The organism is Ferrovibrio sp. (assembly GCF_002796975.1).
In the GTDB taxonomy this organism is placed as follows: Bacteria; Pseudomonadota; Alphaproteobacteria; order Ferrovibrionales; family Ferrovibrionaceae; genus Ferrovibrio.
On record NZ_PEKV01000012.1, the window covers coordinates 105,213 to 119,072 of the forward strand.

The following is a 13,860-nucleotide window of genomic DNA, read 5'->3' on the forward strand; positions in this document are numbered from 1 at the left end:
CAGTCAGCAACCGCCCCTCACTCCGCCGCGTTTTCCTCCGCCGGCATATCCACCGGCACGCCGGGTTCGCTTTTCGAGCAGCGGATGGTCAGCGCGGTTTTCACATGCGCGACGTTTTGCAACGCCGTCAGTTCTCGCGTCAAAAACGTCTGATAGGCGTCCCAGTCGCGGGCGACGATTTTCAGGATGAAGTCGTTCTCACCGGCCAGCATGTAGCATTCGCGCACCTGGGCCCAGCCGGCCACGGTCTGCTCGAAGGCCACCAGGTCATGCTCGGCCTGGCTGTTCAGCCCCACCATCGCGAAGACCGTGACGCCATAGCCCAGCAGCTGCGGATTGAGGTCCGCGTGATACCCCTTGATATAGCCGGCCTCCTCCAGGGCGCGCACGCGGCGCAGGCAGGGCGGGGCGGAAATGCCGACCCGCTGGGCGAGGTCGACATTGGTCATGCGGCCATCGGCCTGCAGGTCGTTAAGAATCTTGCGGTCGATGAGGTCGAGCTTGACGCGTTGCATGGAAATTTTCTCGGGAGGGATGATTGACGCAATAATATTATAAAATTGAGCAAGATTCCAAGCCTCAGGCCGGAAAGAAAATTGCGCATGCGCAAAATTGCAGGCGATCGGGCTTGATTTTTGAGGAAATGTTCTTAATATGTTCTGATTAATCCTGCCGGCTTTGTCGGCGGGCGATTCTGGTTGGGCAACCGAATATCGCCATCTGCCCGCAGCGGCGCCCGCCGAAGCGCACAGGGGGGCGCGCTGAACCTGCTGGTTCGCCTCCAGGTGGAAAAATCGGTTAACGCGAGCGCCAACGAACACCAAACGAAGCCAAACGAAGCCAAACGAACGCAAACGAACACGAACGAAGCAAAACGAACACGAACGAACGCAAACGAAGCCAAACGAACGCAAACGAACCGCTCCGACCCTGACCCGGCACTAAATTGGCCTGGGCCAGCACCCGTGGACCTTGTGCCGCATGGGCCCCTGATCCGGTGCCCACGGGACCTGGCCTCCGGCCGATCCGGTCCTTCGGGCGATCCTGCGGACAACCTCACGCAGACTTGCCCGCCCGGTTATGACCGACGTCACGGTCTGCGGTCCGCAAACCGGCACCGCTGCGCTATATCGACAGGGGTGGCTCGACAGGTTGAATGGCGAGTCGCACACGGAGGTTTCATTGGCATGTCATTTGACCTTGGAGTGAGGCCGCGTCATTGCTGCGCTTTCGGCATTCAGCAGGCCTTTCCCTTGCACCTGATCCGCCCGCTGTCATAATCGGAAACTGCTCGTTTTCAGTGTTTTAGTCTGTCTCGGAGTCGCATCACGCCATGGCCACCACCCACCGCACCAAGGTTCTCATTCTCGGCTCCGGCCCGGCCGGACTGACGGCTGCCATCTATGCCGCGCGCGCCTCGCTGCAGCCGATCCTGGTGCATGGCCTGCAGCCGGGCGGCCAGCTCACCATCACCACCGACGTCGAAAATTATCCGGGCTTTGCCGAAACCATCCAGGGCCCCTGGCTGATGGAGCAGATGGAGGCGCAGGCCAAGCATGTCGGCACCACCATCCTCAACGACTACATCGTGTCGGTCGATCTCTCGAAGCGGCCTTTCGTGGCCAAAGGAGACGGCGGTGACACCTATATTGCCGATACGCTGATCATCGCCACCGGTGCGCAGGCCAAGTGGCTCGGCCTGCCGAGCGAGCAGACCTGGCAGGGCTTTGGCGTCTCGGCCTGCGCCACCTGCGACGGCTTCTTCTATCGCGGCAAGAAGGTCGTGGTCGTCGGCGGCGGCAACACCGCCGTGGAAGAGGCGCTGTATCTCACCAACCACGCCACCGAAGTGGTGCTGGTGCATCGCCGCGACAGTTTCCGGGCCGAAAAGATCCTGCAGCAGCGCCTGTTCGCCAATCCCAAGATCAAGGTGATCTGGGATCACACGGTCGACGAGATTCTCGGCGAAGAGGGCAAGGGCGTCACCGGCGTGCGGCTCAAGCACGTCAAGACCGGCGCGACACAGGAGGTTGCGACCGACGGCTTCTTCGTCGCCATTGGCCACACGCCGAATACCGAACTGTTTAAGGGCCAGCTGCCGCTGGATAGCGAAGGCTATCTCACCACCAAGCCGGGCACGACGCAGACCGCCGTGGCCGGCGTGTTCGCCGCCGGCGACGTGCAGGACAAGATTTATCGCCAGGCCGTCACCGCCGCCGGCACCGGCTGCATGGCCGCGCTGGAAGCCGAGAAGTTCATCGCACATCACGCGCATAGCGAAGCGGCGGCGGCAGACGCCGCCGACTGATTTTCATTCGGTTTTTTTAGTCCAGGCGCGACTGCAAGCGCGTCGGATATCTGAGGGGGGACGATGCCGTCGCTGGACTGGGACAAGCTGCGCATTTTTCACGCGGTGGCGGAAGCCGGCAGCCTGACTCATGCCGGCGAGGCGCTGGGCCTGAGCCAGTCGGCCGTCAGCCGCCAGATCGGCGCGCTGGAATCGCAGCTCAATTCCACGCTGTTCCATCGCCATGCGCGCGGCCTGATCCTCACCGAACAGGGCGAACTGCTGTATCGCACCGCGCGCGACATCTTCGCCCGGCTGGCCGTCACCGAAGCGATGATCGCCGACGCCAAGGACAAGCCCTCGGGTGAGCTGAAGGTCACCACCACGGTTGCTTTCGGCACGATCTGGCTGGCGCCGCGGCTGAAGGAATTCATGGATCTCTATCCCGATATCCGTATCGAGATGGTGGTGGACGATCGTGAACTCGATCTCTCCATGCGCGAGGCCGATGTGGCGATCCGCATGTGGAAGCCGACCCAGGCCGACCTGATCCACCGCAAGCTGCTGACCGTGCATAACCACGTCTACGCCTCGGTCGATTACGTCACGCGCCATGGCGCGCCGCAGACCGTCGAGGATCTCGACAAGCACCATGTCATTGTCTACGGCGAGGAAGCGCCGGCGCATTTCAACAATATCAACTGGCTGCTGCAGGTCGGCGCTCCCGTCACGCCGCGCGAACCGATCCTCACCGTCAACAACGTCTACGGCGTGATGCAGTCGGTCGCCAGCGGTCTGGGGATCGCGGCGCTGCCGGATTACATGGTGGAAGGCAATCCGCGCATCGTGCGCGTGATGCCCAATATCGATGGCCCGAGTTTCGACACCTTCCTCGTCTATCCCGAGGAATTGCGCAACACCAAACGCCTTGCCGTATTCCGCGACTTTCTGCTGCGCAAGGTGGCGGACTGGCGCTACTGAAGATGGCCCGGCAGCCCGATACGGCCGGCGGCATGAGCCGCCGCAACGAGTTGCTGGCGCGGATCCGGCGTCCCTGGGATATGCTGGCCCAGCTGGCCGCCGCCGCCGGTATGGCGGTTCTGCTGGAAGGATATCTCGCCGGGCTCTGGCGGTGGGGCTATGTCGCGGCCACGATCGTCGCCCTGCTGCTGCAGTATGTGACGCATCGTAGCCTGCTGGCCGATCGCGAGCGGCGCCGGAAGGCGTGGATATGGTGGCGCCGGCTTTATGCCGTCTATGTGGTCAACGGCATGCTGCTCGGCGGCATGTGCGCTGCCATCGTCCGGCTGCCGCCGGAACCGGCCCCCATGCTGGCGTTGGTCTGCCTCGCCGGCATCGCCATCGCCGTCACGCTCACCACCGCGGTGCAATTGTCGATTTCGGTCACCGTTGCCGTCTTGGCCGCCGGCCCGGGACTTGCGGTCCTGCTGGCCGGCACGCCCGACATGCAGGTGTTCGGCGCCTGTATCGCCATGGCGCTGACCGTGCTGGTGACCTTTGCCATCCGCCTTAACCGCTATTTCCGCCGCACGACCGAACTGGTGGAACGCCTGCGGGTGACGCTGCGGGACCGTACGCGCAGCAGCAACGATGCCGAGGCCGCGCAGCGCCGCCTGCGCCAGATTCTCGATACCGCGCCATTCCCCATCGTGGTGGCGCGCCGCGCCGACGGTGCCTTCCTCTACAGCAACCGTCCGGCTGCCGAGCTGTTCGGCATCGAAGACGGCGGGCCAGCGGCGGCACCGCGCTATGTGCTCGATCCGGCGCATCGCGACCGCATCTTCAGCGACAATGCGCAGCCCGATGAAGAGCTGCAGATCGCCACCGCGCAGGGCCGCGCGATCTGGGCCACCATGGCTGCCGTGCCGATGCGCCACGGCGAGGACGATGCGGCGCTGGTGGTGGTGAACGACATCACCGCGAAGAAGACCTCGGAAGCGAAACTGCGCGAGGCCGAGCAGCATCTCAGCGATGCGCTGGCAGTGGCACCGGATGGCGTGGCACTGTTCGATGCCGAGCAGCGGCTGATGATCTGCAATCCGGCCTATGCCGGTATCATCGGCGTGCCGCTCGACGGTATTGCCGGCATGAGCCATCGCGACATTTGCCGGGCCTCGGTGCGCAACCGTCCGGGGGCGGCGGCTGCGGGTGTGAAGACCGATTATGACGACTGGGTGGCGACGCGGCTGCGCACCTTCAACGATGCCCGCGGCGAGCCGCATATCTTCTACGACACGCGCGACCGGCGCTGGCTGCAGATCCGCGATTTCCGGCTCGAGTCCGGCGGCGCGGCATCGCTGATCACCGACATCACGGTGCTCAAGCGCAACGAACGCGAATTGCGCGAGGCGAACGACGCGCTCGCCGCCCGCACCGAAACGCTGGAAACCGCGCGCACGACGGCGATCAAGGCGCATCAGGAAGCCGAATTCGCCAATCGCGCCAAGAGTCAGTTCCTCGCGCATATGAGCCACGAACTGCGCACGCCGTTGAATGCGATCATCGGCTTTTCCGAGATCATGGCGCTGCAGCTGCTCGGCGCCTCGGGCGTGCCGCAATACGACCGCTATGCCGCCGATATCCTCGCTGCCGGTCGCCATCTGCTGGCGGTGATCGACGACATCCTCGACCTCTCCAAGGTCGAGGCCGGCAAGATGAAGCTGGCAACCGAACAGGTCTTGTGGTCGCGGTTGCTGCAGGATTGCCTCACGCTGCTGCGTCCGCTTGCCGCCGACCGCATGGTGACGCTGAAGGTCGAACCCGCTGCCGAAGATGCGACGATTTTCGCCGACGAGCGCCTGGCCAAGCAGATGCTGGTCAACCTGCTGTCGAACGCGGTGAAATACACGCCGTCCGGTGGCGAGGCGACGATCCGCCTGCTGCCCGGCGATGGCGGCAGCGCCGTGGTCGAGGTCACCGATACCGGCGTCGGCATGGACCAGGCCGACCTGCAGAAGGCGCTGGAACCCTTCGGCCGCATCGATTCAGCCCTGGTGTCGCAGATGCGCGGCACGGGACTCGGGCTGCCGCTGGTGAAGGCTCTGATCGAGCTGCATGGCGGCCGGCTCGAACTCGACTCCGAGCCCGGTCAGGGCACCCGTGTCCGCCTGCATTTTCCGGCCCCGAATGCAGCTGCGACGATCCCATAACGGATTGAATCGCATGGTCTTGTAGGCAAACACTTAGTTATGCAGCTGATGCATGCCTGTGTTGCCAATTCTCTGGATACTCAAACGTGGCGCCAAGGGGTACACCAACACTCGTCAGATGTTGCGTCGCAGCATCTCCCGGTTTTTGGCTTCGGCCAGAAACTTTGGTCGCTGCAGCTCCCCCGCTGTATCGACCGATCCGCGCGTCTCGCGCGGAGCCTCCCTGTTAAGACTTAGCCGGCCTGGTTTCAGGCCGGCTTTTTTTTGCCCAGCAGGGCGGGGAGTTCGGCCATGTCGCGGAATACCTGGCAGCCCATGTCGCTGAAGGCGGCATCATCGCCGTCGGGCCGATAGGCAAACACCGTCATGCCGGCGCGGATGCCGGCAGTGGCGCCCGGCAGGCTGTCTTCCACCACGGCGCAGGCGGACGGCGCCACGTCGCCCATCTGGCGGGCGGCGAAGAAAAACACATCCGGCGCCGGCTTCGGCTCGGCCACCTGATGCACGCTGAACAGATGGCCGTCGAAATGCGACAGCAGGCCGGTCAGTTCGAGACTGTAGGCGATCTTCTCAGGCCCCGAGGAGGAGGCGACGCATTTCGGCTGTCGCAGCTGCTTCAGCATGGCGGGCACGCCGGGGATCGGTACCAGCGCTTCGCGATAGCTGGCATAGGTTGCCTCGCGCAGGTCCCTCTCGAACCCGTCCGGCATCGCGGACATGCCATAGGCGTCGTATGCCAGGTCCAGGCACTTCGCCACCGTCAGGCCGGTGAAGTCGCGCGTCACCCTGGCCAGGTCGAAGCGCGCATCCAGCCCGCGGGCGACAAGCTTGTCGTAGAACACACGGTTCGCCAGGGTTTCGGAATCCACCAGCGTGCCGTCGAGATCGAAGATGATGAGGTCATAGGCCATCCCGATGGGATAGCTCGGCCCGCCTTACATGAAAAGCTTTTCGCCGCCGAGATCCTTGTACAGCCCGGCAACCTGCTCGCCGTAGCCNNGCCTGGCTCCAGCGCGGATGTGCCACCATCGGATTCACATTGGCCCAGAAGCCGTATTCGTCAGCCGCCAGCCCTTCCCAGAAAGTCTTGGGCCGCTTGTCGGTGAAGGTGAAATGCACGATCGACTTCACCGACTTGAAGCCGTATTTCCACGGCGTGGCCAGGCGCAGCGGTGCGCCATTCTGTTTCGGCAGCGGCTTGCCATAGACGCCGGTGGCGATGAAGGCGAGTTCGTTGGTCGCCTCGGCCATGGTCAGGCCTTCGGTATAGGGCCAGGGATACCAGAACTGCTTCTGGCCGCTGGCTTCCTGCGGCCGCGAGAAGGTCTGCATCACCAGGTATTTGGCATTCGAGGTCGGCTGGGCGAAATCGACCAGCGCCTTGAGCGGGAAACCGCTCCACGGCACCGTCATGCTCCAGGCCTCGACGCAACGGAAGCGATAGAGGCGTTCCTCGATGGGCAGTTTGCGGATCAGTTCCTCGGCATCGACGGTGCGTTCCTTCGCCACCATGCCGTCGATCTTCACCTGCCAGGGCTGGATGGTGAGCGCCTGCGCCGAGCGATGGATGCTCTTGCTGGTGCCGAATTCGTAATAGTTGTTGTAGCTGGTGATGATCTTCTCTTCGGTCAGGTCGCGGCCGGGATCGAAGGCCGCGTTGCGCTTGGCCGGATACAGCTCGGCAGCGACAGCTCCGGCATCGGCGGCGGCCAGAGCCGGGCGCAGGCCGGCACCGGCCAGAAGACCGGTCATGCCCATGCCGGCCAGCAGCTTGCGGCGATCGAGGAAAAGGGATTCCGGAGTGGCCTGGCTTTCCGGCAGTTCCCAGCTACGGCGGCGTTTGATCAGCATGGCATAAAATTCCCGAAAACATTGCGCCCAAAAAGATTAGGCCCGGTGACGGCCCGGCCAGGAAAACCTAGCGTGCCATCGACCGGGCGCCAATCAAGGTTCGGTGAAATGTGGGAAAACGTTACACCGGATCGGAAATTTTGCCGTTATTTCTTTTCCAGCAGGCTGCGCAGCATCCAGGCGGTTTTCTCATGTACCTGCATGCGCTGGGTCAGCAGGTCGGCAGTCGGCTCGTCCGACGACTTCTCCACCACCGGGAAGATGGCACGCGCGGTCTTGCTGACGGCTTCGTTGCCCTTGACCAGATCCTTGATCATGTCCTGCGCGCCCGGCACGCCGGTTTCTTCCTTGATGGAGGACAGCTTGGCGTATTGCGCATAGGAACCCGGCGCATAATGGCCCAGGGCGCGGATACGCTCGGCGATCAGGTCGACGGCCAGCGCCAGTTCGGTGTACTGCAGCTCGAACATGGTGTGCAGGGTCTGGAACATCGGGCCTTCGACATTCCAGTGGTAGTTATGGGTCTTCAGATAGAGCGTGTAGGTGTCGGCCAGCAGGCGCGACAGACCGTCGGCGATCTTTTTGCGTTCCTTGTCGGCAATGCCGATGTCGATGGCGACAGCCATGGGGATGACTCCTTGTTTGCGGTTCCGCTTCGCTAATTTAGAACTATTCCAAGAGGCTGCAAGTTCCCCTGCCATGCAAAGCTATCATGGCAGGGTGGAATCCGCGTCGCTTGTAGCGAAAATTGTTGCCGCAATAGGACAGCCAGTTATTCCGCCGGCTCCAACGCCACGCCTTCGCCGGTGAGCAGCTTTTCCTTGCGGTCCAGACCCCAGCGATAGCCGCCCAGACTGCCATCGCTGCGCAAAGCCCGGTGACAGGGCACCAGCACGCCGATGATGTTGTTGCCGCAGGCCGAGCCGACGGCACGCGAGGCTTTCGGTGCACCCAGGCTCTGGGCGATCTGCTGATAGCTGCGCGTCTCACCGGCCGGAATGGCCTGCAAAGCCGTCCAGACGCGAATCTGGAACGGTGTGCCGCGCAGGTCCAGCCGCAAACCTTTCGGCGGTTCCCTGCCGGCCAGCATGGCCTCCAGGGCTGCGAAGGCCGCAGCACCCGCGGTGTCGTCGCGGTCGGTACGGGCGGCCGGGAATTCGTCGCGCAGTTCGGCCAGCATGGCCTTCTCGGTATTGCCGAACAGCAAAGCCGCCACGCCGCGCGTGCTTTCCGCCACCAGGGTCGATCCCATCGCGGTGCGGCGGATCGCCACCGTGAGCGTGAGGCCTTCGCCGCCGCGGCGATAGTCGGCCGGCGTCATGCCAAGCCAGCGCCCGGCCTTTTCATAGACGCGGCTGGCAGCGCCGAAGCCGGCGCCGTAGATCGCATCGGTCACGCCACTGCCATTGCGCAGCTCCGTCTTGAGCAGCGCGACACGCTGCGCCTCGGCATAGGCGCGCGGGCTTAATCCATAGGCGGCTGCAAAACGACGCTGCAGATGGGTGGCGCCCATATGTGCCGCTTTGGCAAGTTGCGGCAGCGTCGGCGTCGGCTCTCCCATCGCCAGCTTGCTGTCGATCAGCGCGCGGGCGCGTTCCAGCCGTGCATCGGCGGCTGGCGCCTTGTCGGGCTGACACCGTTTGCAGGGGCGGAAGCCGGCAGCTTCGGCAGCATCGGTGCTGTCGAAGATGCGGACATTCTCGCGCTTCGGCGCCCGGCTGACGCAGGACGGGCGGCAGAAAATCTTCGTGCTCGCCACGCCGTAATAGAAGCGGCCGTCGAAGCTGGCATCGTTGCCGCGGATGGCGGCGAATTCGTTATCTGTGGGCAGTCGCAGTGTCTGTTTCATGCCAACAAACATAGGGGTCGGATGTGCCGGCCACTATCCGCCTTTTGCGCTGCGATTCCTACTCTCAGACAGTCCAGCTGGCAGGCACCGGAACTGGGAAATCCAGCAGCATCTGGGCATAGGCCTTGCCTTGCGGATCATTTCTGAGCGAGGCAATGCCGCCGCCGCCGAGTGCGTTATGCAGCAGGAAATTCAGTCCGTGGATGCCGGGGAGATCAAACCGCTCGACCGGACCGTCGACCAGATGCGCGAACCAGCCGGCCACGGCCTCTGTGGTCAATGCGGCGCGGATCGCCGGCAGGTAGTCTGGCCGGCGCGCGATCACGCCGATATTGCTGTCGTCGCCCTTGTCGCCCGAGCGGGCATAAGCGAGGCGGATCAGTGGCACGGTTTTGGTTTGACCGGCAGGCAGGGCAGCGGAGGTATCCTGTCGGGCCGCCGCGCCGCGCGGCTCGCCGCTGATCATCGGTACGGCGAAGGGTTTCTCGTCGCCTTCGGTATCCAGTGCAATCGACAGGCTGGACTTCGGGATGAAGCAGGAGAACAGCCGCACGACCGGCTGCGGGCTGGGACGTCCGCCGAAGAAGCCGGTGGTGCCGGGCGAAAACGACGTGCCGGCCGGCGCGATCTCGCGGCTGAAGATTTCCAGCGCAGTCTTCTCGGTATGGCTGACCGCCAGTTTCATCACGACTTCCCGCACTGCGCGTGCGCCGGTTGCGGCCTGCGGACCATACATTGCTTCGCTGCCGAGGATTTCAATCGAGGTGCTGCGGTAATCGCCGATATTGAGCGCTGCAAAAATCTTACGCGTGCGCTTCAGGATCGCCTCCGCGCTGCGTTCGGCCTTCTCGCGCGCATCGATGCCGCCGATGGTCATATGCGCCACGGCACGGAAGCCGTCGAGCCAGGTGGCCGAGACTTTGTATCTGTCGGATGGCGGCCGGCCCTTGGCATTCGACACGCGCACGCGATGCTCGCCGATCTGCTCGATCTGCACGGCGGTGAAGTCGCAGGTGACGTCGGGCAGCATGTAGCAGGCCGGATCGCCGATCTCGTAGACCAGTTGCTCGGCGACCGTGCCGAAACTGACCAGACCGCCGGTGCCTTTCGGCTTGGTGACCACGAAGCTGCCATCTTCGGAAATCTCGGCGATGGGATAGCCGATGTTGTCCCAGTCCGGCACCTCGCGCCAATCGGTGAACAGCCCGCCCGAGGCTTGCGCGCCGCATTCGATGATATGACCGGCGAGACTGCCAGCAGACAGCTTGTCGAAATCCTGCAGGCCCCAGCCGAATTCATGCAATAGCGGCCCGAGCACCAGGGCTGAATCGACACAGCGGCCGGTGACGACGATATCTGCGCCGGCTTTCAATGCGGCGGCGATGGGCGCAGCACCCAGATAGGCGTTGGCCGACATGAATTTCGCCGGCATTTCGGCACCGGCCTGCATCGGCTCAAGTTGCGATTTGAGCGTATCGATCTGCGGCAGCAGGTCGTCGCCCAGCACGACGCCGACCTTGAGGGACAGCCCTGCATCGGCAATCAGCGCGCGGATGGCGGCAGCACAGGCGGCCGGGTTCACGCCGCCGGCATTGGCAACGACTTTGACCTTGCGCCGCGCCAGTTCTGGCAGCAGGCGCTTCATGGTGACGGCAACGAAGTCGGTGGCGTAGCCCTGCGCCGGGTCTTTCGCGCGCATGCGGGCCATGATCGACATGGTGATCTCGGCCAGATAGTCGAAGATCAGGTAATCGACCTCGCCCTGCGCCAGCAGCTGCGGCGCCGCCACCATCGAATCGCCCCAGAAGGCCGACGCGCCGCCGATGCGGATAGTCCTGCTTGTCGCCTGGCCACTCATGCTCCGTTTCCTCTGGCCGCATTTTCTGCCAGCATAAACACCCGTAACAGCCGCGTCATGCCTGACGCTGCGTCATAGCCGGGTATCGATGCTCGCAGCGACCGAACACATCTTCCGCCATGGCTGGCGTCGCCTCTGGCGGTCTGGCGTGGATGCTCTTTTGCCGCCGCAATGCATGCTCTGCACCGCGCAGGTGGATGAGCCCGGCCGGCTCTGTCTCGACTGCTGGCCCAGCGTCGGCTTCATCGCCGAACCCTGCTGTCCGACCTGCGGCGTGCCGCATGCCGTGCCGGTACCGGATGGCCTGATCTGCGGCGCCTGCCTGAAAGACACGCCGCCTTTCGCCCGCGCCCGCGCGGCTTTCGTCTATGGCGGCGGCGGTCGCGATCTGGTGCTGCGCTTCAAGCGCGGTGATCGCACCGATCTGGCACCGGGCCTTGCCGCCCTGCTGCGGCAGGCAGGCGCGCCGTTGCTGGCCGAGTGCGACGCGGTCCTGCCGGTGCCGCTGCATCGCTGGCGGCTGTGGCGCTGGCGCTTCAACCAGTCGGCCCTGCTGGCTCAGGCGCTGGGCCGGGCGGCCGACAAGCCCGTCCTGCTCGGCCTGCTGCAGCGTCGCCGCGCCACCCGCAGCCTCGGGCGGCTGAACCGCACCGCCCGCAAGCGGGAACTGGCCGGGGCCATCGAGGTTGATCCCGGGCAGGCGGCGGCGATCCGCGGCCGACGCCTGCTCCTGGTCGACGATGTGTTCACCACCGGGGCCACGGTGAATGCGTGTCGCCGGGCACTGCTGCGGGCGGGCGCCGCGGAGGTGACGGTGCTCACCCTGGCCCGGGTTGTTCGGGCCGAGCAGAGCGCCATATAATCGAGGTCGCGAGGGGCAAACTCGCTCAAGGATGACGACGATGGCCGAGATCGAAATCTATACCACCTTCATGTGCCCGTATTGCGCGCGCGCCAAGTCGCTGCTCGACAAGAAGGGTCAGAGCTACAACGAGATCGATGTCTCCTACGACGCTGCCAAGCGCGACGAGATGACCCAGAAGGCCGGCGGCCGCCGCACGGTGCCGCAGATCTGGATCAACGGCACGCATGTCGGTGGGTCGGACGACCTCTACGCGCTGGAGCGCGAGGGCAAGCTCGACGCCATGCTGGCGGCTTAAAAGACGGATGGGGCGGGGAGCGATGGCGCGCAAGGTGAAAATCGGTCTGGTGCAGCCCAATATCTGGGACGACATGGACGCCAATATCGCCCATGTCTCCGCCCTGGTGCGTAAGGCCAGGGAAGGCGGAGCCGAGTTCATCGCCACGCCGGAGAATTCCGGGTTCATGGGTGTGAATGCCGCCGCCAGCGTTGCCGCCGGCAAGCCGGAAGAAAGTCACCCGGCCCTGCAGGCTTTCCGCAAGCTGAGCGAGGAACTTGGCACCTGGCTGCTGGTCGGTTCGCTGGCGATCAAGCCGGACGGCGCCAACCGCAATTTCAATCGCTCATATCTGCTGGCGCCGGACGGCAAGATTGCCGCGCGCTACGACAAGATCCATCTCTTCGATGTCGATCTGCCATCAGGCGAGACCTATCGCGAGAGCAATTCGATCGCGCCGGGCGGCGAGGGCGTGCTCGCCTCGCTGCCGTTCGGCACGCTCGGCATGTCGGTCTGCTACGATCTGCGTTTCCCCGGCCTCTATCGCGGCCTGGCGCAGGCCGGCGCCGACCTGATCACCATTCCGGCGGCGTTTACGCGCACCACAGGTCAGGCGCACTGGCATGTGCTGATGCGCGCGCGGGCCATTGAGACTGGCGCCTTCGTGATTGCACCCGCCATGTGGGGTGACCATCCGGGCAACCGGCAGACTTACGGTCACTCGCTGGTGATCGATCCCTGGGGCCGTGTGCTGGCCGATATGGGCGATGGCGTCGGCGCCAAAGTTGTCGAGATCGATCTGGCGGACGTGGCCAAGGCGCGGGCGCAAATCCCGGCCTGGCGCCACGATCCGGTCTATACGTTGCCGGCGCGCAATTTCACTGGTCGCGCCGCGGAATAGAGCGGCAGGTTCACGTTCATCGCCCGCACGAACGGGTCCCATAGGGCGGGCGTCAGCGCCAGCACGGGTTCGGCCTGCGGCATGCCGTGACCTTCATAATCGTTGGTGATGCCCCCGGCCTCGCGCACCAGCAGCAGGCCGGCCAGCGCATCCCAGGGCTTCATGCGCAATTCGTAAAACCCATCCAGCGCGCCTTCGGCCGCCAGTGCCATCAGCAGCAAGCCGCTGCCGAGCCGGCGATACTGGCAATGCGCCGCCAGCAGGCTGTCGATGATTTTCGCATGCGGGCCTGGCGCTTCGCCATGGCCGTAGCCGATGCCGAGACAGGCGTGATCCAGTCGCGTTTCGCCGCTCATTGAGATCGGCTTGCCATTACACAGCGCACCATGCCCGGCGCGCGCGGTATAGAGCTTATCGGAGACGGCATCGTAGATCAGGCCGAGTTCGATGCGACCCTGCACCATCAGCGCGATGGCGACGCACCAGTAGGGCAGGCCGCGCACGTAATTCGCCGTGCCGTCGATCGGATCGATCACCCAGAGTGCATCGGTGTCGCCGCCGCGGCGACCGCGTTCCTCGCCGAGGATGCCGTCATGCGGAAATTCGCTCAGCAGCCGCGAGGCGATCAGGTCTTCCGTCTCGGCATCGGCCTGACTGACGAAATCCTGCACGCCCTTCAGCTTGATCACCAGCTCGCTGCGGTTGTCGAAAAAGCCGCGCGCCAGTCTGCCGGCTTCGCGAATCACCTGGCTTGCATGCTGCAGACGTTTGTCGATATCGAAGGTCATGGCCGGATGCTACGCCT

13 protein-coding genes are annotated in these 13,860 nt (G+C 64.3%); 6 read left to right on the forward strand and 7 right to left on the reverse strand.

The annotated features are described in order from the left end of the window. Positions 1–17 precede the first annotated feature (17 nt). Positions 18–515 (reverse strand): Lrp/AsnC family transcriptional regulator, encoded by a 498-nt coding sequence (locus CTR53_RS13855; protein WP_290814403.1) that lies wholly within the window; start codon positions 513–515, stop codon positions 18–20. 818 nt (positions 516–1,333) lie between these two features. Between CTR53_RS13855 and trxB the strand changes: the two genes are divergently transcribed. From trxB to CTR53_RS13870, 3 genes are all read left to right on the forward strand, one after another. Then, positions 1,334–2,308, forward strand: a complete 975-nt coding sequence (gene trxB, locus CTR53_RS13860) for a thioredoxin-disulfide reductase (RefSeq protein WP_290814405.1) — start codon at positions 1,334–1,336, stop codon at positions 2,306–2,308. Between the two features lie 72 nt (positions 2,309–2,380). Further along, entirely contained in the window at positions 2,381–3,268 is an 888-nt protein-coding gene (locus CTR53_RS13865; RefSeq protein WP_290815205.1) for a LysR family transcriptional regulator, read from the forward strand. 2 nt (positions 3,269–3,270) lie between these two features. Further along, positions 3,271–5,457: an ATP-binding protein gene (locus CTR53_RS13870; protein WP_290814407.1), complete on the forward strand. Its 2,187-nt coding sequence runs from the start codon at positions 3,271–3,273 to the stop codon at positions 5,455–5,457. A 248-nt stretch (positions 5,458–5,705) separates the two neighbouring features. Here the strand turns inward: CTR53_RS13870 and CTR53_RS13875 are convergent, their stop codons facing one another. The 5 genes from CTR53_RS13875 to CTR53_RS13895 form a co-directional block, all read right to left on the reverse strand. Next, entirely contained in the window at positions 5,706–6,368 is a 663-nt protein-coding gene (locus CTR53_RS13875; protein WP_290814410.1) for an HAD-IA family hydrolase, read from the reverse strand. After that, positions 6,358–7,308: a protein-methionine-sulfoxide reductase catalytic subunit MsrP gene (gene msrP, locus CTR53_RS13880; protein ID WP_367158980.1), complete on the reverse strand. Its 951-nt coding sequence runs from the start codon at positions 7,306–7,308 to the stop codon at positions 6,358–6,360. The genes CTR53_RS13875 and msrP overlap by 11 nt, the downstream gene beginning before the upstream one ends. Positions 7,309–7,454: 146 nt before the next feature. Continuing rightward, entirely contained in the window at positions 7,455–7,934 is a 480-nt protein-coding gene (locus tag CTR53_RS13885) for a Dps family protein (RefSeq protein WP_290814413.1), read from the reverse strand. Between the two features lie 146 nt (positions 7,935–8,080). Continuing rightward, positions 8,081–9,157 carry a bifunctional DNA-binding transcriptional regulator/O6-methylguanine-DNA methyltransferase Ada gene (gene ada, locus CTR53_RS13890; protein ID WP_290814416.1) on the reverse strand — a complete coding sequence of 359 codons (1,077 nt, stop codon included), beginning with the start codon at positions 9,155–9,157 and terminating at the stop codon, positions 8,081–8,083. 64 nt (positions 9,158–9,221) lie between these two features. Beyond that, positions 9,222–11,015, reverse strand: coding sequence for an acyclic terpene utilization AtuA family protein (locus tag CTR53_RS13895; RefSeq protein ID WP_290814419.1), 1,794 nt, complete (start codon positions 11,013–11,015; stop codon positions 9,222–9,224). 88 nt (positions 11,016–11,103) lie between these two features. Between CTR53_RS13895 and CTR53_RS13900 the strand changes: the two genes are divergently transcribed. The 3 genes from CTR53_RS13900 to CTR53_RS13910 are packed head-to-tail and all read left to right on the forward strand — an operon-like array spanning position 11,104 to position 13,055. Further along, positions 11,104–11,877 (forward strand): ComF family protein, encoded by a 774-nt coding sequence (locus tag CTR53_RS13900; protein WP_290814421.1) that lies wholly within the window; start codon positions 11,104–11,106, stop codon positions 11,875–11,877. 40 nt (positions 11,878–11,917) lie between these two features. Then, positions 11,918–12,175 (forward strand): glutaredoxin 3, encoded by a 258-nt coding sequence (gene grxC, locus CTR53_RS13905; protein ID WP_290814424.1) that lies wholly within the window; start codon positions 11,918–11,920, stop codon positions 12,173–12,175. 22 nt (positions 12,176–12,197) lie between these two features. Beyond that, entirely contained in the window at positions 12,198–13,055 is an 858-nt protein-coding gene (locus tag CTR53_RS13910; protein WP_290814427.1) for a carbon-nitrogen hydrolase family protein, read from the forward strand. On the opposite strand, the gene CTR53_RS13915 is transcribed toward CTR53_RS13910, so the two are convergent. Beyond that, entirely contained in the window at positions 13,010–13,843 is an 834-nt protein-coding gene (locus CTR53_RS13915) for an inositol monophosphatase family protein (RefSeq protein ID WP_290814430.1), read from the reverse strand. The two genes, CTR53_RS13910 and CTR53_RS13915, sit on opposite strands and share 46 nt — an antisense overlap. Positions 13,844–13,860: the final 17 nt, after the last annotated feature.